The sequence below is a fragment of the Xanthomonas prunicola genome, assembly GCF_002846205.1.
Taxonomy (GTDB): Bacteria; Pseudomonadota; Gammaproteobacteria; order Xanthomonadales; family Xanthomonadaceae; genus Xanthomonas; species Xanthomonas prunicola.
Map to the genome: position 1 here is coordinate 1,385,100 of NZ_PHKV01000001.1, position 20,978 is coordinate 1,406,077.

Sequence of the window (20,978 nt, forward strand, 5' to 3'; positions counted from 1 at the left end):
TTCGGCATGAAGTGATGTCACCAGCAACCGCTACGCTCAAGCGACCGCGGCGGCTGCACGTGGTCGTGTCGGGAGGTAGGCTGCGCTGGTTGCGGCGCATGCCCACCCCGGCAATGCTCGTAGCGGTCTCGACCTGCAACCGGACCTGATGGCCGACAACAGGCCTGGTCTTGACTGGACAGAACCGCACGCAGGACTCCGCGCCGTCGCCGACTTGCTTCCAAAGGACTGCCCGATGCACATCACGCCCTATCTGTATTTTGAAGGCACTTGCCGCGCGGCCTTTGTGCATTACCAGCACGTGCTGGGCGGCGAACTGATGCTGACCACCTATGCGCAGATGCCACCGCACGCTGGATCTGGCATGTCGATCGACGCTGCGGCAGCTGACCTGGTGATGCACGTGACGCTCGCTGGATCGAAGGGCCCACTGCTGATGGGCTCGGACCTGCCACCAGGCCAGCAGCTGCAGGGTGCCAAACCGGTGTCGGTCGGGCTCGGTTTCGACGATACCCTTGAGGCCGAACGCACGCATGCGGCATTGGCGGAGGGCGGTCAGGTGCAGATGGTGTTCGGCGAAACCTTCTGGGCCGAAGGCTTCGGCATGTGTACCGACCGCTTCGGCATCCAATGGCTGGTCAACGGCCGTTACCGGAGCTTCTGATTACCACGCCAGTCACGCCGCAGGAGACCCCGCATGATCACGCAAATCTGCGTCAACCTGCCGGTCGAGTCGCTGCCGCGCGCGGTCGCTTTCTTCACCGCCATGGGCTTACGTTCAATCCGGCCTCCACCGATGAGAACGCCACCTGCCTGATCCTGGGCGAAAACATTTTCGCGATGTTGCTGGTCAAGCCGTTCTTCCAGGGTTTCAGCCACAAGGGCATCTGCGATACGGCAAATGCTGCAGAAACCATCACTGCATTGGCGGTAAGCAGCCGCGCCGAGGTCGACGCGCTGGTGAGCAAAGCGCGCGCAGCCGGTGAGCAGATCGACGGCGAAGCAAAGGATTATGGCGTCATGTATCAACACGGCTTTGCCGACCCGGACGGCCACCTATGGGAGGTCTTCCACAGTAGCGGCGCGCCGGGCTGACGCCCCAGTGGGGCCGCGCGCAGCGCCGGCTACACCAGCAAGCCCTGCAAGGACTCACGCTCCAGCTGCGCATACAGCGCGAACTCGTCGTGCACCTGCGCGCCCAACGCCTGCTCGAAACTGCGCTTGCTCGAATGGGCGGCATAGGCGCGCTGTTCGGCACCACCGAGGTTGGACTGGAAGATGCCGGCCGCACTGACCGGCAAAAAATCTTCGTAGATGATCGGGTCGGCACTGACCAAGCCGAGCGCGATCGCGGTTTCTGCCGGCATCGCGGCCACCTGCGCCGGGTCGGCGCGGCCGGCGTCGGTGAGCGCATAGCGGAAATACCCCAGCCCTTCCTGACGCAGCAGCGCCTCGTCGTCGGGAAAGGCCACGAACGCGGTCTGCAGGCGGGTGGCGTAATCGGCACCGGTGCTGCCGGCGCCATCGGCCTCGCGCGCCTGCGCCAGCAGCGCGTCGTACAGCGCGCGGCCCTTGGGCGTCAACGCGAGTCCCCGCTGTTCGATTTCGCCAAAGCGTGCAGTATGCGTGCCGTGCTCGGGCTGCCCGCCGTCGCCGACAAAGCGCACCGGCTCTTCCAGCGCCTTGAAACTGGTCTGACGCAGCAGGATCGGCACGCGCCGACGCGGCGGCCCCTCGATCACTGCCTTCGCATCGATGCCGGCACCCTGCATCTGCGCCTGCGCCGCGTCGATATCCAGCGTGCGCGGCGTGAGGTGATTGATGTGCGGGCCGTGGAAGCTCACCACGTCGGCAATCAATTTATGCGCCTCACTCAGTGCGCGATAGGTCGGCAGCGACACCGTGGCATCGCCATGCCAGCGGAAGGTTTCCAGCGCTTCGGCCACGAACTGCCGTGCCTGGTCGGCATCCAGCCCGCCTTGCTGTTCGTAGCGCTCGATCAACTGCAAGGCGCCGGCGGTAAAGATCTGTCGCTGCTGCAGGATCTGCTCGGCCTGCGCGCGCAGCGTGGCGTCTTCGATCAACTCCAGCCGCAGCAGCGAGGTGAACACGCGAAACGGATTGGCCGACAGCGCCGCTTCGTCGATCGGGCGGAACGCGGTGGAATGCACCGGCACCCCCGCCACCGAGAGGTCGTAATAGCCCACCGGGTGCATGCCCATCACCGCAAACAGGCGCCCCAGGGTGGCCAGTTCCGCCGCCGTGCCGACCCGGATCGCGCCATGCCGTTCCAGATCCAGCCGTGCGCGCTCGTCGTTGCGCTGCAGCCGTGCGGCCAGCGCAGGATCGGACTGCAGCGTCTGCGCATTGACCTGCGCCACCAGCGACATCAGATCGCCATACAACGGCACCTCGGCGCGATACATGTCCGACATCGCCTGGGCGAACAGGCTGCGGATGTGATCGGAAGAGACAAACACGGTATCGCGCATGGCATGGTCTTGGCAGAGGCCGGCCGATGCCAGCGTTACCGCATTCTCGCCGACCACGCCCTGTGGCGGCCAGCTGCACGGCAGCATCGCAGGCCGCGTGTTGGCGTGCAGACAGCCACACACTGCAGGCGTGCGGGCCGCGACGACGCAACGACCGCGTTACAGCCCGGCCTGCGCCGCTGCTTCGGCCGCTTCGCTGGCCTGGCGCGCCGCTTCCAGGCGCTGCGCAGGATCGCCGAGCTGACGGCGCAGCAACGCGTCCAGGGTGATCGGGCGTTCCCAGCGGTCGTAGCTGGCGACGATGGCGTGCCGCAGTGCGCGCATATGCGCGTTGTCCGGCGCCACCGATAGCCGTGTGATCACGCCCTCCCAGCCATCGTGATGGTCGCGGCTATAGGCGCGTACGGTGTCACGGCACGACAGCTGCACGGTCTGCGCCCAGAAACACGCGAAATAGATATCTCCCGCATGCCAGCCGTGCACTTGCAGCAACGCCTGCACGTACACGCGCGGCGTACCGGTATGGCGCGCCACCTCATCGATGAAGCTGGCCGGATAGCGCTGCGCATAACTGCCCATGTCGGCCAGATGCTGGTCCACCCAGCCATCTCCGGTGCCCGGGATCGCCGCCGGCGCCGATTCTTTCGTTGCAGCGGCTGTTGTGGATGCCGGCGAGGTTTGCGCGCCGACCAGCGACGGCCACAGCAATGCCGCCAGCAAGGACAGAGCGCGCAACACGGATGAGCGGGACGCAGGCATGCACAGATGATGCCGCATGCCTGCGGTGCTGTCAGTCCTAAGACGGTCTGCACCAGCCGGTACGAACGACCTTGTGGTCAACACCGATTGGCCTAGCGCTGCTGCCGTGCCAACGCATCCAACGCATGCACTGCTGCCGGCCAGCCGGCGGCGTCGGGCACTTCGCGCATACGCGGTTCGTCGGTGGCCAAACCATGCTCCTGCTCGTGCGCCCAGGTCACCGCGTACGGGGTGTAGATGCCCCAGCCACCGATGGCCAGCACCGGTTCCACGTCCGAACGCAGCGAATTGCCGATCATGACAAACCGCTGCGCCGGCAGATCGAATTCACCGAGCACGCGCGCATAGGTCTGCGGATCCTTTTCAGACACCACTTCGATCCGCGGGAACAGATCCGCCAGGCCGGACTGCGCGATCTTCTGTTCCTGGTGGAACAGGTCGCCCTTGGTGATCAGCACCACTGCGTAATCGGCGGCAATCGCACTGACTGCCTCGCGCACGCCGGCAATCACGTCCACCGGGTGCTGCAGCGTGGCACGGCCGATCTCGACGATGCGCTGGATATCGCTGGCTGCGATGCGCGCCTGCGTCAGTTCGATTGCGGTTTCGATCATCGACAGCGTCATGCCCTTGGCGCCGTAACCGAATACCTTGAGGTTGCGTCGCTCTACCGCCAGCAGATGCTGTTGCATGCGGCTATCGCCCAGATCCAGATAACCGGACAGGATCGCTTCGAAATCCGCTTCGGCGGTGCGGTAATAGTCCTCGCTTTTCCAAAGGGTATCGTCGCCGTCGAAACCGACCAGTTGGATCGCCTGGCCGTCGCGTTGTGCAAGTGCGCTCATCGGGCCAGTTTAGCAGCGCACCGATCTGGCGCTGTGCTCAATCGCCTGCAGCATCGCCTGGGCCGGGCTGATAGCTGGCGAATTCGTCGCGCGACAGGCGCCCATCGCCATTGCTGTCGAAGGCGGCGAAGTTCTCGCGCAACACCGGATCGGCACGCGCCTCGGCCGGTGTCAGCGATCCGTCGCCGTCGGTATCCAGGCTGCGGAAACTGCGCGGTGCCAAGCTGCCGGCGGAGGGTGCAACGGATGCCTCGGCACCGCTGGTGGATCCGGCGGATCTGGGTGCGTCGGCCGGCAGCAAGGGCGTGGTTGCCGGTGCCGGTGGATCGATTGGCAAGGGCGCCATCGCTGGGGCGGTGCCGCCAGCGGTCGTCGGTAGGGACGGCGCAGGGGTGGCCGGTGGCAACTCGGGCGGCGCGGCAAACGCACAGCAGGGAATCGCCAACCCGACCAGAAGTGCAAGACGTGAGTGCGACATTGGACAAGCGCCCGAGGCGTAACGCATTACCTTAGCGCGATAGACGTCAACAAAACGGGAGCGACCCTGGCAGATCGCTCCCGCGTGACCATCCTGTTGCTATTGCCTGTTGCTATTGCGTACTACAGCGTGTGACCAGGCGCTGGCGTGGATCAATGCCGGCGCTCTGCGCTGCGATATCTCCTCTCACGACTGGTAGGGATATATCGCACCAACGACTCAGTTGCCCTGCGACCCGCTCGCAGCCCCGCCCCCCTGCTGCTTGGCGACGAACGCCTTGTACTCGTCTGGTGTCAGCTTGCCATCGGCGTTGCCGTCGGCTTGATCGAAAATTTGCGCCAGGCCCGCGTTGACCTGCGCTTCCTGCTTGCTGATGGCGCCATCACTATCGGTATCCACGCTGGCCCAGGTCTGGCCGCCACCGGATTGCGCGGAGGTGGCCGAACTACCCGACTGCGCTGCACTAGCCGACTGCGCTGCGGCATCCTGAGAGGTGCTTTGCGCCATCGCCGGCAGCGCCAGAGCGGCAGCAAGAGCGGCGGTGGCGGCGAGCAGCGAGGTGCGGTTGCGATTGTTCATTAGGGAGGTCTCCTTGGCTTGGGAATGCGCGGTGTCGCCGCACATGGCCTCACCCTACCCATCGCAAATGAACGTCCAACCCGATGCAATCTTGCGCAGAACAGTCTTTTAACCACCGCCTGAATGTTTGCGGCTAACCGCCTGTTAGTCGCAGGTGAGTCAAACCGAAGCGACTCATTCAATGCATAAAATTTTGCGATCCAAACCCCACTTTCACCCGCGATGTCAGGCGCGCGGCGCGTCGTCGTCCCAGCTTCCGGAACTGAACAGTTTCCAACCGAGCACCACGCCGGCAAGCGCGCCGGCCACTTCGAGCACCACGCGCGAGCCCAACTCGTTGGGATCGTGGATCTTGGCCAGTGCCAAGCGCGCGTAAAGCGGCGATTCCAGCCGCACGATGCTGGTGTAGACGAGATTCCAGATGTCGTAACCGGCGCCGATGGCGACGGTGAGCAGGCAGGCAATGCCGAGCGTGTGGCCATGGTTGAACTGCAAACGCCGGCCGATGCGTTCCACCACCGCAAAAACCAGCACGCCCAGGATGAGCGCGATCAGGCCGGCCTCCAGCGAACCGAGCAGGCCGAAGTGCAGGGGCAGATTCATCGTGACGATCCAGGCAGCAGGCGCATCAGTCTAGCGGCTGCAGCGCTTGGATCCGCACGCGTACCGCAACGTGAGCGATCCGAACGAACTGGATGCTGGCCGCGTCGATTGCAGCCGGAGCGATATGCCGATGGCAGGCGCTGGCTGGACTCATGCCGCTACCGGGTGCAATGCCGTCGTGCGTCGCGACGACAAGCGGGCCGGATGCGATGGCCGCGGGATGGCTCAGGCATCGTCCTGCCCACGCGCACTCACCTGCGCCTCGCCCTCCTCATCCCAGCGCACGCTCACCGAAATCGGCTTGCAGCAGACCTGGCAATCTTCGATGTAGTGCTGGTCGCCACCCGTCAGATCCAGCGCCAGCGTGATCCACTCCCCGCAGTACGGGCAGGCGATATCAACAAAGCGTTCCGGGTCGGACATGGGGGTTCCTTGGATCTGTCGAAGCGGGTGATCAGACGATGGGACGGTGCCGCCGGTGCGACGGCAGGCTGACGCTGAAGTGTACGACTGGCGCTGTGCTGGTGCTTGCGCTGTTGCCAGCGATGCGATGGCGACACGCACTGCCGGGAGCTGACAAGCGCGCACTGCACTTCTCGCACATCCACCCTTCGGACAGATTGACGGCATCCACGGTGGCCGCTTCCGCGTTGCGATGCACCCTTGCCGCAAGCCGACTACCGATTTCGAGCACCACCTGGTGGTGAGCGCCGACGCAGCTGTTGATCGGTCGCCGTCAGTCCACTGGAACGTCGTAGGCCGTATCAGGCGTGGGCTCGGGACGAAACGTGAAATGCCACCATTCCATTGGATAGTTGGCAAATCCTTCGGCCGCCATCGCACGCAGCAGGCGCTGGCGGTGTGCGCGTTGCGCTGCGCTGATGTCCGGCGCGTCGGTGTGCGCACGCGCATCGAAGAAATCGAAACCGGTGCCCATGTCCACTGCGTGGCACGCAGTCGACTTGCACTCCAGCAAGCCAAGATCCAGGGTCGCGCCACGGCTATGCCCGGAGGTCGGGGCAATGTAATCGCCCAACAGCGCACGCTTGTCCACCTGCGGGTAGTACTGCGCCTTGGTCGCCTGATCCTGCAACTCCGCAGCCCAGGCCACGAACGCTTTCACAGACCGCACCGGCCGATAGCAGTCAAACACTTGCAACCTGTACCCCTCGGCCTTGAGCGTCTGCGCCACCCGCGCCAACGCGTCGGCGGCGGGCCGCAGCAGATAACACCGCGGCGCGTGATAGCCCGGCACGACCTGTCCGGTGAAGTTGTTGCTGCTTGCGTAACGCATGTCCAATGCGATGTCCGGCGCAAGCGCGTGCACGTCCACAAGGCCAGCCTCTGCGGCGGTCTTTGCCGAGGACACATGCACGTCGCTGGCGACCAGGGCAGATGGCGCCATGGCGATCAGCAGCAGCGCGTCTCGAAGAAAACGCTGTCGCCAGCAGCGCCCTTTCCGAACCAGCAGGTTTCGTTTCATTTTCGTTTCCTTGCAAGGTGCCGAGTCCGCGCGATGGATCGCGCTTTGCGTCCTTCGCAACCAGGCACGGCGTGGCTCGATCGCCCTAGGCCTAGCGGCTGTCGCCTTCGGTTGGCTCAAGAGTCGGTCGCGGGCTAGAGGTTCTCGCGTCTTTGGTCAATGCATACAAGATGCGCAAATCCTCGGCATCCAGCGTGGTGGCGCTGTTACCGCGATAGTGATGGTGAAATGCCTGCAGTGTAGCGGCAGGATCGTCGATGCTGTAGCCGATCAGGGCAAGCGCCTGCCATGGGTCCAAACCCTCAGGTGCTGCAGGCGCGTCGGCAGCGGGCCAGCGGCCGAAGCCGGCTTCGGCCAGGCGCTTCCAGGGAAATAACGGGCCTGGATCGTTCTTGCGCGTCGGGGCAACATCTTCGTGGCCAACAATCTGCGTGCGCGGGATACGCAGGCGTTTACACAGGTCATCCAGCAGCATCAGCAGGCTGTCGATCTGCGCTGGCACGAAGGGCTCGCTGCCGTCGTTGTCCAGTTCGATGCCGATCGAGGCCGAATTAATGTCGGTGATGGTGCCCCAGCGGCCGGCGCCGCCGTGCCAGGCGCGCTGCGCATCGCTGACCAACTGGTAGCGCTGCCCATCCTTGCCAATCAGATAGTGCGCACTGACCCGACCACCGCTGTTGCGGCCGCGCAGCGTGCTCAGGCTTTGCTGCACTGAATGCTGGTCGGTGAAATGCAACACGATCAGGATCGGTCGCCGCGTATCGTAATTGGGCGAGGGAACCCACTGCGCCAGCGGATTGCGCTGCGGTGCATGCGCGCAGGCGCCCAGCGACAGCGCGGCCAGACAGACGGCGGCACGCAGCCAGGCCGATGACGAGAGAGGGAAGCTGGGCAGCACGGATTTCTCCTGGGAAGGCCGGACGACCTGGGCAGCGCAGACGTTTCGGCTACGCTGCTGTCGCAAGACCATTATCCGTCGAGTTGGTGCTTGCGCGGCCTTCCAGGCATGGGCGCGCCAACAGCGCTGTGGCTTGCGTGCTGCGATCGTTGGGCATTTGGCTGCGTCTCTCGACTCCGCAAGAACCGCCCTGGGCGGCTATGGCGGCAACGGCCACTCGCGTGGCCGCGACTGCGGCCGTGGCTGTGACGAATATGGACTGCTGACTTCCCCCACCCCCACACGTGTGGCCTGCACTGGACTGGACTGGACTGGACTGGACTGGACTGGACTGGACTGCAAGCGTGTCATCGCCTTACGGCGAAAACGCGTGGATGCGGTCTGCGCCGCATGCCACTATCAACGTTCCTCCGCAGCTCGCCAGCAGCTGCCTTCACCCCGAGCTCTGCATGTCATTGTCGCGCCGCTTGCTGATACTGCTGCTGATCGCACTCGCCCTGCCCCGCAGCGCCCTGTCCGCACCTGCCGGCGCGCCGGCTGCACACGCGCCGCCCTTCGTCGTTAGCGATGCACAGCTCACCCCAGAATATTGGATCAAGCGCAGCCGCAATGCGCAGACGCCACGGATGACTCCCGTGCAGATCGCTGATTTCAACGCACAACTGCTACGCGACGATGCATCGATGCACGACATCGCGCAGCTGCCCGACATGCTGGCCGCAACCGAAGTGCGCGCACGCATCGAGGCAGTGTCGGCCACGCCAACCCGACCGCTGTACGAGGCAGACGGGAAGCGCGTGGATGGCACACATTTAGCCGCGTTACGTAAAGCCTTGGCACTGGATGCGCTTCCCGCGCGGGTCCCGCTGCGCTTTGCGCTGGTGGTTTCGCGTGCAGCACTGCGGACCTTCCCCACCGCGCAGCGTGTGTTCACCGGTACCGACGACCGCGATATCGACCGCTTCCAGGAATCGGCGCTGTATCCCGGCACGCCGGTCGCGATCTTGCACAGCAGCGCAGATGGGGCGTGGAAGTTCGTGATTGCCGCAAATTACGCCGCGTGGATCGCAAGCGCACGACTCGCCGAAAGTAGCCGCGCCGAGGTGCTGGATTACGCACGACGTGGCCCGCGCTTGGTCGTTACCGCAGCCCGCACGCAGACCGCCTACACCCCCGAAAGCCCGGCGATTTCTGCACTCACGCTGGACATGGGCAGCACCTTGCCACTGCTCGGTGACTGGCCGCCACAGCAGCCGGTCAACGGCCAGCTGCCGCTGGCGGCCTATGTGGTGCAAGTGTCACTGCGCAGCGCCGATGGCCGTTTGCAGCTGGTGCCCGCCCTGATCCCAAGCGCTGCCGATGTGCACATCGGCGCCTTGCCGGTAACCGATGCCGCTTTGCTGCGGCAGGCATTCAAATTCCTCGGCGAACGTTATGGCTGGGGCAACGATTACAACGCGCGCGATTGCAGCGGCTTCGTGCTGGATGTCTATCGCAGCCTCGGCATCGCACTGCCCCGCAATACCGGCGACCAGGCGCGCAGCACCGTGTTGCGCAGCGTTCCTTTCGATACAGCTGCACCGCTGCCGAGACGTTTGCGGCAGCTCGCACAACTGCAGGTCGGTGATCTGATCTATATCCCTGGCCATGTCATGCTGGTGATCGGGCACGCAGGTGGCGCGCCATGGGTGATCCATGATGTGGCCGGCGCCAGTTACCGCGCCGCCGATGGCAGCGTGCAGCGCGCGCGTTTGAATGGTGTGTCGGTGACACCGTTGCTGCCACTGCTCGCTAGCGATGGCACTGCATTCATCGACCACATCACCCGCATCCAGCGCGTTGCACCAACGGACACCCCATGAAGATCACTGGCTGTCGGCTTGGCATGGTGCGCGTGCCATTGAAAACCCCGTTCAAGACGGCCGTGCGTACCGTGCAGGCAATCGAGGATGTCGTGGTGCTGTTGCAGACCGACTGCGGCCACATCGGCTATGGCGCCGCGCCGGCCACCGCGCCCATCACCGGCGATACGCATGGCAGCATCGTTGCTGCGATCCAACACTGCATCGGCCCCAAACTGATCGGCCAGGACGTGGCCGATCTCAACCGGCTCTGCGGGCTTGTGCAACATGCACTCGAACGCAACACCAGCGCCAAAGCCGCCGTGGAAATCGCGCTGTACGACCTGTGGGCGCAGGCGTTCGGCGCGCCGCTGTACCAACTGCTCGGTGGCGGCACGCCGCGTATCACCACCGACATCACCATCAGCGCCGATGCCATCGACACCATGGTGGCGCAAGCGCAAGCGGCGCTCGCACGCGGCTATCGCGCACTGAAGATCAAGGTCGGCAAGGACATCGATTCGGATGTCGAACGTGTCACGGCGATCCATGCGGCGGTCGCCGGGCGCGCGACGCTGCGGCTGGATGCCAATCAAGGTTGGACGCCCAAACAAGCGGTGCGTACCATGCGCATGCTGGAAGATGGCGGCATCGCGCTGGAGTTGCTGGAGCAACCGGTCAAGGCGGCCGACCTTGAGGGGCTCGCCTTCGTCACCGCACGCATCGACACGCCGACGATGGCCGACGAAAGCGTCTTCTCGCCCACACAGGTGATCGACCTGATCCAGCGTCGCGCCGCCGACATCATCAACATCAAACTGATGAAGACCGGCGGGCTGTCCAACGCCATCCGCATCGCCGATATCGCCGGGCTGTATGGGTTGCCTTGCATGATCGGCTGCATGATCGAATCCAGCATCAGCGTCGCCGCTGCGGTGCATCTGGCGGTCGCCAAGGCCGACAGCATCACCCTGGCAGATCTGGATGCACCCGCGCTTGGGCAGTTCGATCCCACCGAGGGCGGCGTCCAGTTCGACGAGGCGCAGATCCATATCGACGATTCGCCCGGGCTGGGTATCTGTCGTATTCGTGGGCTGGAGCTATTGCCGGAGAAGAGCGGTTAACGCACGTCGCGAGCAGTCGCCAGGTAGACGTTGACCGCGCAAAGGAGCCGGAGTGCATGAGATATACGAGCCGGCTCTGATCGCCGGGCGCACCCAAACGCTCTGCACTCGCTCCTTGACGAAATCACGCATTAAAAAACGAAACGACACCAAACAAGAGGTGTTCGCCACGATATGCCGCTACCAACAGCGCGCATAGACATCGCACGCACATGCACCACGCAACCGCATTGCTGAGTACAGTAGCGACAACACGGCGTAGCGACAACACGGCGTCGGTCACGCAGCACCACCCTAGCGCTCCGTCTCCAGACGACCATGTATCGCCCTAGACTCATCCCGCTCGACCCAACACCTGGAGCCTGCATGCACCTTGCCCCCGTGTTTCGACCCTTCGTGCTGTTGGCGCTCGCAAGCTGTAGCAGTCTCGCCGTCGCCGCCGACCCAATCGATGCCTTGAATCAGGCACGCACGTTGATCGTGGTGATCACTCCGGGCTGGAACAGCACGCAGGCGCGCCTGCAGACGTTCACCCATGTGGATGGCAAATGGCAGCCGGCTGCGCAGAGCTTTGCAGTCGCGCTAGGGCGGCATGGCAGTGCGTGGGGCGAGGGCCTGCATCCGGCGCAGCCGCAGGGCCCGCAAAAACGCGAGGGCGATGGCCGCAGCCCTGCCGGCGTCTTCGCCATCGGTCCGGCTTTTGGCTACTCGCCGAGTATCGACAGCGCAATGCCATACCAGGCGATGAGCGCCACCCATTACTGCATGGATGTGCCCAGCTCGCCGCTCTACAACCGCATCGTCGATGCCGCGCAAGTGGGCGATGCAGCCGTGGCCGGCTCGACCGAACCGATGCGCCTGGATCTGCGCCACGCAGGCGATGCGCGCTACAGCGAGGGCTTTATGATCGTGCACAATCCCAAGGCCATTCCCGGACGCGGCAGCTGCATTTTCGCGCATCTATGGCGCACGCCGGGCCAGTTCACCGCCGGCTGCACCGCGATGGCAGCGGCCGACATGCAACGCCTGCTCGCCTGGCTGAAGCCGGACGATCACCCGCTGTTCGTGCTGCTGCCACGCGCAGAGTACGCACGTCTGCACACTGCGTGGCACTTGCCTGCACTGACCGAGGAGGCGCCATGAGCACACCGCAGCCTGCACCGGATGCAACGGGGTTGGTCCGTGTCGTCAGCCGCTGGCAGATCGTCGGCCTGTCGATCAACGATGTCATCGGCAGCGGCATTTATTTACTACCTGCCGCGACTGCCGCCCTGCTGGGGCCGATGAGCCTGTGGGCGGTGATGCTGGCTGGCCTGGCGGTGGCCTTGCTGGTGCTGTGCTACGCGCAGGCGGCGAGCTACTTCGATACGCCGGGCGGCAGCTATCTCTACACGCGCGAAGCATTCGGCCCGTTCGTCGGCTTTCAGATCGGCTGGATGATCTGGCTCACCCGCATCAGTTCGGCTGCCGCTTTGAGCAATGGTCTGGCCGATGCAGTCGCGCGGTTTTGGCCCACCGCCTCTACCGATACCTGGGCGCGCTCGTTGGTGGTGGTCGGCTCGTTGGGCCTGCTCACTGCCATCAACGTGATCGGCGTCAAATCGGCCGCGCGCACTGGCATCGCGCTGGTGATCGGCAAGCTGGTGCCATTGCTGCTGTTCGTGGCGATCGGTGTGTTCTATGTGGATTGGTCGTGGGCGTTTGCCGGCACCACGCCCGATCTGCGTGACCTGGGCAATCTCGGTGAAGCGGCCTTGTTGCTGCTATTTGCCTACGCGGGTTTCGAAAACATTCCCGCAGCCGCTGGCGAGTACCGCAACCCGCGGCGCGATGTGCCCTTCGCCTTGATCACCATGATCGTCACCGTGACCCTGATCTACGCCGCGGTGCAGGTGATAGCCCAGGGCACGCTACCGAATCTTGCCGCCTCGCCCACACCGTTGGCAGATGCAGCAAGCCGATTCGGTGGCGAAGCATTGGCACTGATCCTGACCGTGGGTGCCACCATTTCCATCCTCGGCACCACCAGCAACACGGTGATGCTGGGTCCGCGTTTTCTGTTTGCGCTTGCTCGCGATGGGTATGGACCGGCGTTCCTGGCACGCGTGCATCCGCGCTTCCACACGCCTGCCGCAGCAGTGCTTACCCAGGGCGTGCTGTCGCTTGCACTGGCATTGTCGGGATCGTTTACGCAGCTGGCGTTACTGTCGATGGTCACGCGCCTGTTCGCTTACATCGGCACCGCAGCGGCGGTGATCGTGCTGGCGCGCAGGTACCGACAACGCACCGATACCTTACGCCTGCCTGGCGGCCCGGCCATCCCCATCGCCGCCTTGTTGCTGTCGCTGGGCTTGCTGGCCAGCGCCAGCTGGCAGAACCTGGCCGCTGCAGGCGTCGCGCTGTTGGTCGGCTGGGCGTTTTATCTATTTCCGCGCAAGCAAGTTGAGAACAGCTGAGCGCGCTACGGCGTCGTTATTTACCGGAATTGGAGCACGCGCAGTCACTGCAGTACGCGCACTACAACGGAGCGTCGGATACTGGCCGACCTCGGCTGACGGCAACGCGCTCGCTCCATCGCAACCAGACGTTTCGCAGCACTCTCGCGCAGCGCTCACGCACGCCTAACCGCGTGCGTCCAACGCTGCGGCTCTCAGCTTACGGGAGCTCGCGATGAAACAGCGCCATGTCTACAGCACTGCCGATCTCGACAGTGCGCAACGTGTTCTGCAGGCGGCACGCAGCGCGGGGATCGATAACGATGCGCTGTCATTGATCGCCCGCTCTGATATCGAATTGCAGGATGTGCCGGACGAACGCAAGGACGCAAAGACCGATTTCCTTCCTGCGGCCGCACGTGGCGCGGCCACCGGCGGTGCGGCCGGTCTGGTGGCAGGATTGGTGGCCATTGCCGTGCCACCGATCGGGCTGACCTTGGCGGGCGCAGGCGTCATGGCGTTGGCTGGCGCACTGGTCGGCAGCTGGTCGTCGGCATTGATCGGTGCGACGGTGCCCGATCCGGTACGCCGTCAGTTCGAAGACGAAATCCAGTCCGGGCGCGTGTTGGTCATCCTTGATGCCGAGCAAGCGGCATTGCAGGATGCCGCGCCAGCGATGGTGGCCGCTGGCGCGACAGCATTGCCGTATGAAGCCGCCTCAGCGACCACCTGAATCGCAGGCAAGACACCATGCGTGCCGGGCCGCAGCGATAGTCCGTTCGAATGTGGTCGTCCTGCACTGCGTGGACCTGCGGCTTTGATGTTCCCCTCACTCGCCCTGGCAATGAAATTAACAGCAAGCGACCTACGGTAGAACGCACATCCACCACGGAGACGCGCATGAACGTGCCGTATCAGATTCCGGGCCGTGCACCGGACGAAGACCGCAGTCAGAACGTATCGACGTATTGGCGCGAACGCTTCACCGAAGAACCGTACTACACCGAAGGCGATCGCTACGAAGATTATGAAGGCGCTTACCTCGCAGGCCATGAAGCGCGCATCCGCGACAACGCGCGCGCCTACGACCAGGTTGAAGCCGAATTGCATCGCGATTGGGAAACCAAGCGCGGAACGTCTTCCCTCAGTTGGAGCAAGGCACGGCACGCAGTCAGGCGCGCCTGGGAAAACGCAGCCGACTTGGTGACTGGCGACGAGACACATAAGCGCTGAAACGACAACGCCACCGTCAAGGTGGCGTTGTTGCATCGCACGATCTCTCATGTATTAGTCGAGTGCCGGCGGCACGCTCCGCGCACTGCGCGATGCGTCATCGATCTCCATCGCATCGCGGGTATTCTTCTGCACCGCAACCGCACCAAACAGGCTCAGCGCATAGGCCATTGCGTAAAAGCCTTTTTCGCTCAGCAACAGCGTTGCGTTGATCAGACCGATGGTCAGCAGCACCAACGCCACGATCAGCGAAAACCAGCAAATGGCATAGTACAAGCCGGTGACCGGAATCCCATCGGCGCGGTCACGCACGCTCTTCTGCAATGACACCGATGCGAACAAACCGAACAACAGCAGCGTGAAGTAGTAACCCTTCTCGTTGAGCAGCATCTGGGCATTCCACAATCCGATCAGATACGCCGCACCGCCTAGCAACAATGCGGCCCAGGATGCGGCGATAAAAGCAGGCGAGGTTTTTTGCGTGGCCATGGAAACTCCTTTTCATGGTGAAACGATGCATGACATACAACGATGTGAGACGCGGACGTCTTGCAGACAGTGATCTGCAACAAAGGCGACCCCGGCGGCGTCGTGTAAGGTACTTGAAAACCCGACGCGGGACACGTTGCGGGAGGGCTGCAGCGTCACCACGCCCTATCCCCAGGAGGATTCCATGTCTGCCCGACGTTTGCTTGCTCTGGCCTGCGCGGCCACCTTGTTCACTACCGGCGCTGCAGCTGCCGCGCCCGCCGCCGCTCCCGCGGCCTCGATCCCCAAAGCACAGTGGCCATTTCAGGCCACTACGGTTGCCGATTTCGACGAACCCTGGGCAATGACCTTCCTGCCCGATGGCACATTGCTGGTGAGCGAAAAGCGCGGTGCGTTGATGCGGCTGGACCCCAAGACCAAACGCAAGAGCGCCATCACCGGCGTTCCGGCCGTCGCTTACGGCGGCCAAGGCGGTTTTGGCGATGTGCTGGCGCATCCGCGTTTCGCCAAGAACGGCTTGGTCTACGTCAGTTACGCAGAGCCGGGCGAGGGCGACACACGCGGCGCTGCGGTGGCGCGCGCCAAGCTCACCCTGGATGCAACCGGCGGCGGCGTGCTGTCGGACCTGAACGTGATCTGGCGCCAGGACCCCAAGGTCACCGGCAATGGCCACTTCGGGCATCGATTGGCTTTCGGGCCGGATGGCAAGCTGTGGATCAGCTCCAGCGAACGGCAGAAATTTACCCCCGCTCAGGATATGAAAGCCAACCTCGGCAAGCTGATCCGGCTCAATGACGACGGCAGCGTGCCGGCCGACAACCCCTTCGTTGCGCAAGGCGGCGTTGCCGCGCAGGTGTGGTCGTTGGGTCACCGCAATATTCTCGGCCTGGCCTTCGACAGCAAGGGACGCCTGTGGGAACACGAAATGGGCCCGCTCGGTGGCGATGAGTTGAACCTGATCCAGCGCGGCGCCAACTACGGGTACCCGATCGTCTCCAACGGCGACAACTACGACGGCACGCCGATCCCGGACCACAACACGCGCCCGGAGTTCGCCGCGCCAAAGATCAGCTGGACGCCGGTGATTTCGCCTGCTGGCTTTGTGATTTACAGCGGCAAGCAGTTCCCGGCATGGCGCGGCAATGGCTTTATCGGTGGGCTGTCGTCGATGGCGCTGGTGCAGGTGTCGCTGGGCGACCAACCGCGTGAAGTGGCCCGTTACGACATGGGCGCACGCATCCGCGAAGTGGAGCAAGGCCCGGACGGCGCGCTGTGGCTGCTCGAAGACGAAGCCAGTGGCAGCACCGGACGTTTGCTGAAACTCACGCCCAAGAGCAAGGCGGCGGTCGAGAACGACGCTTGAGTGGGTGCGAGGTATGCGCTGATGCAACTGGCTTGATGCATCGACTGGCGCGATGGCGACATTGGACAGTCGTCATCGCGCGCAAGCACTACGTCAGCCGGCACTTCCTGCTGTCGCACTGGTTCACCCGGTTCGCACGATCGCCACGCGCTGTTGGAGCGCTGGCGATCGTGAGGATAAACGGCATCACCGTCGGGCGAGGATGCACGTCGGTCTTGTTAATGTGGTACGTCGATGCAGCGCGCTAGTTGAGTGATGTAGCACTCCCTGCTGCGGTCATCGCTGCGCAACTGCCAGCACCAGTCACGTATCGACAGCAACAGCGTTGGCCTAACTCCCGCGCAGTTCGCTCAAGAGCGCAGCCTACATGCCGGCCGCGCCCCAAAGCCTACCGCTGTCAGCTTTCCAGCAGCTCGAAAGTCACTGCCTCGCCGCTCTTGGCCGACGCGCATACCCACACGTCGAACAGACCTGGCTCGGCACCGAAGACGCCCTTGTGATTGGTGAATGCCAACGCATCGCGCGCCAACGTGAACACCACGTCCCGGCTCTCGCCCGGCTGCAGCAGCACCTTGCAGAACCCCTTGAGCTCACGCACCGGGCGCACGCGGCTGGCCACGCGGTCGTGTACATACAACTGCACCACTTCTTCGCCTGCGACTTTGCCGGTGTTGGTGACGCGCGTGGTAACGGTCAGCGTGTCATCCCAACCGAGTTGCGCCGCACTCAATTGCGGCTGCGCATACGCAAACGTGGTGTAGCTCAAGCCATGCCCGAACGGATACAGCGGCTCGTTTGGCATCTCGCGCCAACGCGCCTTGTACTCGGACAGGGTCGGTAACTCCGGGCGGCCGGTGCGCAGATGATTGTAGAAGTACGGCTGCTGCCCGGTGACCTGCGGGAAGCTGATTGGCAAACGCGCTGACGGGTTATAGTCGCCGAACAGCACATCGGCCACGCCGGTGCCGGTCTGCGTGCCCAGATACCAGGTCACCGCAATCGCGTCGGCATCGCGCACCGCACCGCTCAAGGCCAGCGCGCGGCCATTCCGCAGCAACACCACCATCGGCGTGCCGGTCGCTGCAATCGCTTCGGCCAGCGCCTGTTGCGCCGCCGGCAAGGTGATCTCGGTGCGCGATTGCGCCTCGCCACTGAAGCGCTGCGGCTCGCCCAACGCCAGCACCACCACATCCGCCGCCTGCGCAGCATCGATCGCCGCGGAGATACCGCCCGGCAACGCTTCTTCCAGGCCGCAACCGGGCACCACGCTCAGGTCTTCGGTGCCGACCACCGCACGCACGCCCTGCTCCAGCGTCACGTAGCGTTCCTGATCGCCGAACAGGGTCCAGCAGCCTTCGATGTTCTCGCGGTCCTGCACGAATGGGCCGATCAACGCGATGCGTTGGCCGCTCTTTTTCAGCGGCAGCAGTGCGCCCTCGTTCTTCAGCAGCACGATCGAACGCCGCGCCGCATCGCGCGACAGCGCATCGTGCGCTGGCAGATGCGCGGTGTCGGCTTCGCGCGCCGGGTCCAGCGAGCGATACGGATTGTCGAACAAGCCGATCGTTTCTTTCAGCTGCAGGATGCGCCGCACGCTGGCATCCAACATCGCCACCGGCACCTCGCCGCTTTCCACCAGCGACGGCAGATGCGCGGCATAGAAGCCGCTCTGCATGCTCAGGTCCAGACCGGCCAGGAAGGCCTTCTTGGTCGCGTCGCGCTCATCGGCGGCATAACCGTGCGCGATCAATTCCATATCGGCGGTGTAATCGGAAATCACCAAGCCGGGGAACTGCCATTCGCCGCGCAGGATCTCGGTCAGCAACTCATGGTTGGCGCTGGCCGGCACACCGTTGATGTCGTTGAAGGACGACATCACGGTCAGTGCACCAGCATCGAAGGCCGCCTTGAACGGCGGCAAGTGCACATCGCGCAAGGTTTGCGGCGCAATATCGACGGTGTTGTATTCCATGCCCGCAGCCACCGCGCCATAAGCGGCGAAATGCTTCGGCGTGGCCAGCAGCGAATCATGGGCGGTCAGGTCGCTGCCCTGGAACCCGCGCACGCGGGCGGCGGCAAAGGCGGCGCCCAGCAACACGTCTTCGCCGGCACCTTCGGCACCACGGCCCCAACGCTGGTCGCGGGCGATGTCCACGGCCGGTGCGTAGGTCCAGTGCAGGCCGGCAGCGGTGGCCTCGATCGCGGTGGCGCGCGCGGTGCGCTCGGCCAGCTCGGGCTCGAAACTGGCCGCCTCGCCCAGCGGGATCGGGAACACCGTGCGCATGCCGTGGATCACATCGGCGGCCAGGATCACCGGGATGCCCAGGCGGCTCTCTTCCACCGCGACTTTCTGGATTTGCGCGCCCAGCGCGGCGCCGACGCCGTTGAACAGTGAGCCGACCCGGCCGGCGCGCACCTGCTGCAACACCTCGTCGGCATTGAGCACGTTGGCTTCGGGATTCACGTCCGGCGCGAACGGCCGCACCATGTCGGCGAACACACCCAACTGTCCGACCTTCTCTTCGACGGTCATCCGGGCAATCAGGGTTTCGATGCGATCAGCAGCCATGAGATCCTTGAGAAAACGTTTACATGGCCGTCAATTCTAGCCTGACGCGCCTGCGGGAAGGCAAGTTTTGAGGGCCGGGAGTCGGGATTGGAGGCGTAGAGCCCGGTTGGACTGCGCGTGGGCGCGCCGGATTGGCAACGTCGCGCCCCTTGCTCCGGCACCCCGTGGCACCCCACGGAGCGAACGTGGCCAGCGCGACATACGGCCGGCGGCAATCAGACCGCCCGTTCCCGCTCGATGATCACGCCCACTGCCTGCGCGCCGCGCACCGCACCGGGCTTGCTCAGCTTCAGCCGCAGCCAGTGCACGCCGAATTCGTCCAGCACGATCGCCGCACAGCGCTCGGCCAGCGTCTCGACCAGCCCGAAGTTCGACGCCTGCACGAATTCGACCAAGCGCTTGCTTACCGCCTTGTAGTTCAGCGTATCGGCGATGTCGTCGCTGGCCGCCGGAAGACGGTTGTCGAACCCCATCTCCAGATCGAACCGCAAGGTCTGGCGGATGCGCCGCTCCCAGTCGTAGATGCCGATCAGCGCATCGATTTCGAGACCTTCAATAAACACTTTATCCATGGGAAATCGGGAGTCGGGAGTCGGAAATGGGTAGAAGCAAAGGCAACGGCGCACGTAGGGAAAGGCTCGGAGTACCGCTCTTCACTAGTCCCGATTCCCCACTGCCGATTCCCTCGCCGCCAATGGCGGCAGCGCAGCCATATCCCACCGCGGCGTCACATGCACCGACGCGTCGGCGCGCTCGCCGGCTTGCAGCCGCAGCGCACCAGCGAAGGCAATCATTGCGCCGTTGTCAGTACACAAGGCCGGGCGTGGGAAGCAGACCCGGCCGCTGCGGCGCTGCGCAGCCTCCTGCAGGCGCGCGCGCAAGCGCTTGTTTGCGCCCACGCCGCCAGCCACCACCAACGTATTGCACTCGGCCGCATCCAGAGCGCGCAGGCATTTGATGACCAGGGTGTCCACCACCGCGTCCTCGAAGCCGCGCGCAATGTCCGCCCGGGTGGTGTCCGACTGATCGCTGGACCGCCAGGCCAACAGCACCTGGGTCTTGAGCCCGCTGAAACTGAAATCCAGGCCGGGTCGGTCGGTCATCGGCCGCGCGAATTTATAGCGCCCCGGCGTGCCGGTTTCGGCCAATGCCGCCAGCTGCGGGCCGCCCGGATACGGCAGGCCCATCATCTTGGCGGTCTTGTCGAAGGCCTCGCCCGCCGCATCGTCCAGGGTCTCGCCCAGCACTTCGTAGCTTCCCAGCGCCTTCACCGACACCAATTGGGTATGCCCGCCCGACACCAGCAAGGCCACGAACGGCGGCTCCGGCGGGTCGTCCTCCATCAACGGTGCCAGCAGGTGGCCCTCCATGTGATGCACGCCAATTGCCGGCACATCCAGTGCCCAGGCCAGCGAACGCGCTACCCCGGCACCGACCAGCAAGGCGCCAACCAGGCCCGGGCCGGCGGTGTAGGCCACGCCATCCAGTTCGTCGATGCCCAGCCCGGCCTCGCCCAGGGTCTGGCGGATCAGCGGCAGCAGCTTGCGCACGTGGTCGCGGCTGGCCAGCTCCGGCACCACGCCGCCATATTCGGCATGCAGCGCGATCTGACTGTAGACCGCGTGGGCGCGGAGCGCCGGTACACCGGACAACGCGGTGTCATAGACCGCTACACCGGTCTCATCGCACGATGATTCGATCCCAAGGACTTTCACGGCAGCTCGGCAGGTACAGACATGTACGTATTTTCGCAGCTTTTGGGCTGCGCAGATTGGCCGATGACGATA

Annotated in this window: 21 protein-coding genes and 1 pseudogene; 9 read left to right on the forward strand and 13 right to left on the reverse strand. The window is 64.3% G+C overall.

Annotated features, from left to right (window positions below; translation table 11 throughout):
• Positions 1 to 235: 235 nt before the first annotated feature.
• Both XpruCFBP8353_RS06245 and XpruCFBP8353_RS06250 read left to right on the forward strand, forming a co-directional pair.
• On the forward strand, positions 236 to 664 hold the full coding sequence (locus XpruCFBP8353_RS06245; RefSeq protein ID WP_101362366.1) for a VOC family protein: 429 nt from the start codon (positions 236 to 238) through the stop codon (positions 662 to 664).
• Between the two features lie 33 nt (positions 665 to 697).
• Positions 698 to 1,095, forward strand: a pseudogene (locus XpruCFBP8353_RS06250) (VOC family protein).
• Between the two features lie 29 nt (positions 1,096 to 1,124).
• On the opposite strand, the gene hglS reads toward XpruCFBP8353_RS06250, so the two are convergent.
• From hglS to XpruCFBP8353_RS06300, 9 genes are all read right to left on the reverse strand, one after another.
• Entirely contained in the window at positions 1,125 to 2,492 is a 1,368-nt protein-coding gene (gene hglS / locus XpruCFBP8353_RS06255; RefSeq protein WP_101362367.1) for a 2-oxoadipate dioxygenase/decarboxylase HglS, read from the reverse strand.
• Between the two features lie 159 nt (positions 2,493 to 2,651).
• Entirely contained in the window at positions 2,652 to 3,251 is a 600-nt protein-coding gene (locus XpruCFBP8353_RS06265; protein WP_243391050.1) for a hypothetical protein, read from the reverse strand.
• Positions 3,252 to 3,343: 92 nt separating this feature from the next.
• Entirely contained in the window at positions 3,344 to 4,096 is a 753-nt protein-coding gene (locus XpruCFBP8353_RS06270) for an HAD family hydrolase (RefSeq protein WP_101362370.1), read from the reverse strand.
• Between the two features lie 37 nt (positions 4,097 to 4,133).
• On the reverse strand, positions 4,134 to 4,541 hold the full coding sequence (locus tag XpruCFBP8353_RS06275; RefSeq protein ID WP_207759599.1) for an EF-hand domain-containing protein: 408 nt from the start codon (positions 4,539 to 4,541) through the stop codon (positions 4,134 to 4,136).
• 252 nt (positions 4,542 to 4,793) lie between these two features.
• Complete coding sequence (locus XpruCFBP8353_RS06280; protein ID WP_101362372.1) at positions 4,794 to 5,153, reverse strand: EF-hand domain-containing protein; 360 nt, start codon at positions 5,151 to 5,153, stop codon at positions 4,794 to 4,796.
• A gap of 225 nt (positions 5,154 to 5,378) precedes the next feature.
• On the reverse strand, positions 5,379 to 5,756 hold the full coding sequence (locus XpruCFBP8353_RS06285; protein ID WP_101362373.1) for a hypothetical protein: 378 nt from the start codon (positions 5,754 to 5,756) through the stop codon (positions 5,379 to 5,381).
• A gap of 225 nt (positions 5,757 to 5,981) precedes the next feature.
• Positions 5,982 to 6,179: a CPXCG motif-containing cysteine-rich protein gene (locus XpruCFBP8353_RS06290; protein ID WP_010380036.1), complete on the reverse strand. Its 198-nt coding sequence runs from the start codon at positions 6,177 to 6,179 to the stop codon at positions 5,982 to 5,984.
• A gap of 313 nt (positions 6,180 to 6,492) precedes the next feature.
• Positions 6,493 to 7,239, reverse strand: a complete 747-nt coding sequence (locus XpruCFBP8353_RS06295) for a M15 family metallopeptidase (RefSeq protein WP_207759577.1) — start codon at positions 7,237 to 7,239, stop codon at positions 6,493 to 6,495.
• Between the two features lie 91 nt (positions 7,240 to 7,330).
• Entirely contained in the window at positions 7,331 to 8,137 is an 807-nt protein-coding gene (locus tag XpruCFBP8353_RS06300) for an N-acetylmuramoyl-L-alanine amidase (RefSeq protein WP_101362374.1), read from the reverse strand.
• A gap of 449 nt (positions 8,138 to 8,586) precedes the next feature.
• Between XpruCFBP8353_RS06300 and XpruCFBP8353_RS06305 the strand changes: the two genes are divergently transcribed.
• From XpruCFBP8353_RS06305 to XpruCFBP8353_RS06330, 6 genes are all read left to right on the forward strand, one after another.
• Positions 8,587 to 9,999: a C40 family peptidase gene (locus tag XpruCFBP8353_RS06305; protein WP_101362375.1), complete on the forward strand. Its 1,413-nt coding sequence runs from the start codon at positions 8,587 to 8,589 to the stop codon at positions 9,997 to 9,999.
• Entirely contained in the window at positions 9,996 to 11,102 is a 1,107-nt protein-coding gene (locus XpruCFBP8353_RS06310; protein WP_101362376.1) for a dipeptide epimerase, read from the forward strand. The genes XpruCFBP8353_RS06305 and XpruCFBP8353_RS06310 overlap by 4 nt, the downstream gene beginning before the upstream one ends.
• Positions 11,103 to 11,468: 366 nt before the next feature.
• Positions 11,469 to 12,245 (forward strand): L,D-transpeptidase family protein, encoded by a 777-nt coding sequence (locus XpruCFBP8353_RS06315; protein WP_101362377.1) that lies wholly within the window; start codon positions 11,469 to 11,471, stop codon positions 12,243 to 12,245.
• Positions 12,242 to 13,558 carry an APC family permease gene (locus XpruCFBP8353_RS06320; RefSeq protein ID WP_101362378.1) on the forward strand — a complete coding sequence of 439 codons (1,317 nt, stop codon included), beginning with the start codon at positions 12,242 to 12,244 and terminating at the stop codon, positions 13,556 to 13,558. The genes XpruCFBP8353_RS06315 and XpruCFBP8353_RS06320 overlap by 4 nt, the downstream gene beginning before the upstream one ends.
• Positions 13,559 to 13,772: 214 nt before the next feature.
• A complete protein-coding gene (locus tag XpruCFBP8353_RS06325; RefSeq protein WP_101362379.1) occupies positions 13,773 to 14,270 on the forward strand; it encodes a hypothetical protein in 498 nt (165 codons plus the stop codon).
• A gap of 167 nt (positions 14,271 to 14,437) precedes the next feature.
• Positions 14,438 to 14,770, forward strand: coding sequence for a hypothetical protein (locus XpruCFBP8353_RS06330; RefSeq protein WP_101362380.1), 333 nt, complete (start codon positions 14,438 to 14,440; stop codon positions 14,768 to 14,770).
• A gap of 54 nt (positions 14,771 to 14,824) precedes the next feature.
• On the opposite strand, the gene yiaA is transcribed toward XpruCFBP8353_RS06330, so the two are convergent.
• On the reverse strand, positions 14,825 to 15,259 hold the full coding sequence (yiaA, locus tag XpruCFBP8353_RS06335) for an inner membrane protein YiaA (protein ID WP_101362381.1): 435 nt from the start codon (positions 15,257 to 15,259) through the stop codon (positions 14,825 to 14,827).
• Positions 15,260 to 15,443: 184 nt separating this feature from the next.
• Here yiaA and XpruCFBP8353_RS06340 point away from each other — a divergent pair, with 184 nt between their 5' ends.
• Positions 15,444 to 16,622, forward strand: coding sequence for a PQQ-dependent sugar dehydrogenase (locus tag XpruCFBP8353_RS06340; RefSeq protein ID WP_101362382.1), 1,179 nt, complete (start codon positions 15,444 to 15,446; stop codon positions 16,620 to 16,622).
• 397 nt (positions 16,623 to 17,019) lie between these two features.
• Here XpruCFBP8353_RS06340 and XpruCFBP8353_RS06345 read toward each other — a convergent pair whose 3' ends face one another.
• The 3 genes from XpruCFBP8353_RS06345 to tsaD form a co-directional block, all read right to left on the reverse strand.
• Complete coding sequence (locus XpruCFBP8353_RS06345; protein ID WP_101362383.1) at positions 17,020 to 19,191, reverse strand: glycoside hydrolase family 3 N-terminal domain-containing protein; 2,172 nt, start codon at positions 19,189 to 19,191, stop codon at positions 17,020 to 17,022.
• A 215-nt stretch (positions 19,192 to 19,406) separates the two neighbouring features.
• Positions 19,407 to 19,763: a dihydroneopterin aldolase gene (folB, locus tag XpruCFBP8353_RS06350; protein ID WP_101362384.1), complete on the reverse strand. Its 357-nt coding sequence runs from the start codon at positions 19,761 to 19,763 to the stop codon at positions 19,407 to 19,409.
• Positions 19,764 to 19,847: 84 nt separating this feature from the next.
• Positions 19,848 to 20,906, reverse strand: a complete 1,059-nt coding sequence (tsaD, locus tag XpruCFBP8353_RS06355; RefSeq protein ID WP_101362385.1) for a tRNA (adenosine(37)-N6)-threonylcarbamoyltransferase complex transferase subunit TsaD — start codon at positions 20,904 to 20,906, stop codon at positions 19,848 to 19,850.
• Positions 20,907 to 20,978: the final 72 nt, after the last annotated feature.

Bases quoted from the DNA above. Each gene is read 5' to 3' on its own strand.
- XpruCFBP8353_RS06245 (WP_101362366.1), top strand. From the start codon at position 236: ATGCACATCACGCCCTATCTGTATTTTGAAGGCACTTGCCGCGCGGCC.
- hglS (WP_101362367.1), bottom strand. From the start codon at position 2,492: ATGCGCGATACCGTGTTTGTCTCTTCCGATCACATCCGCAGCCTGTTC.
- XpruCFBP8353_RS06265 (WP_243391050.1), bottom strand. From the start codon at position 3,251: ATGCCTGCGTCCCGCTCATCCGTGTTGCGCGCTCTGTCCTTGCTGGCG.
- XpruCFBP8353_RS06270 (WP_101362370.1), bottom strand. From the start codon at position 4,096: ATGAGCGCACTTGCACAACGCGACGGCCAGGCGATCCAACTGGTCGGT.
- XpruCFBP8353_RS06280 (WP_101362372.1), bottom strand. From the start codon at position 5,153: ATGAACAATCGCAACCGCACCTCGCTGCTCGCCGCCACCGCCGCTCTT.
- XpruCFBP8353_RS06285 (WP_101362373.1), bottom strand. From the start codon at position 5,756: ATGAATCTGCCCCTGCACTTCGGCCTGCTCGGTTCGCTGGAGGCCGGC.
- XpruCFBP8353_RS06290 (WP_010380036.1), bottom strand. From the start codon at position 6,179: ATGTCCGACCCGGAACGCTTTGTTGATATCGCCTGCCCGTACTGCGGG.
- XpruCFBP8353_RS06295 (WP_207759577.1), bottom strand. From the start codon at position 7,239: ATGAAACGAAACCTGCTGGTTCGGAAAGGGCGCTGCTGGCGACAGCGT.
- XpruCFBP8353_RS06305 (WP_101362375.1), top strand. From the start codon at position 8,587: ATGTCATTGTCGCGCCGCTTGCTGATACTGCTGCTGATCGCACTCGCC.
- XpruCFBP8353_RS06310 (WP_101362376.1), top strand. From the start codon at position 9,996: ATGAAGATCACTGGCTGTCGGCTTGGCATGGTGCGCGTGCCATTGAAA.
- XpruCFBP8353_RS06315 (WP_101362377.1), top strand. From the start codon at position 11,469: ATGCACCTTGCCCCCGTGTTTCGACCCTTCGTGCTGTTGGCGCTCGCA.
- XpruCFBP8353_RS06320 (WP_101362378.1), top strand. From the start codon at position 12,242: ATGAGCACACCGCAGCCTGCACCGGATGCAACGGGGTTGGTCCGTGTC.
- XpruCFBP8353_RS06325 (WP_101362379.1), top strand. From the start codon at position 13,773: ATGAAACAGCGCCATGTCTACAGCACTGCCGATCTCGACAGTGCGCAA.
- XpruCFBP8353_RS06330 (WP_101362380.1), top strand. From the start codon at position 14,438: ATGAACGTGCCGTATCAGATTCCGGGCCGTGCACCGGACGAAGACCGC.
- yiaA (WP_101362381.1), bottom strand. From the start codon at position 15,259: ATGGCCACGCAAAAAACCTCGCCTGCTTTTATCGCCGCATCCTGGGCC.
- XpruCFBP8353_RS06340 (WP_101362382.1), top strand. From the start codon at position 15,444: ATGTCTGCCCGACGTTTGCTTGCTCTGGCCTGCGCGGCCACCTTGTTC.
- XpruCFBP8353_RS06345 (WP_101362383.1), bottom strand. From the start codon at position 19,191: ATGGCTGCTGATCGCATCGAAACCCTGATTGCCCGGATGACCGTCGAA.
- folB (WP_101362384.1), bottom strand. From the start codon at position 19,763: ATGGATAAAGTGTTTATTGAAGGTCTCGAAATCGATGCGCTGATCGGC.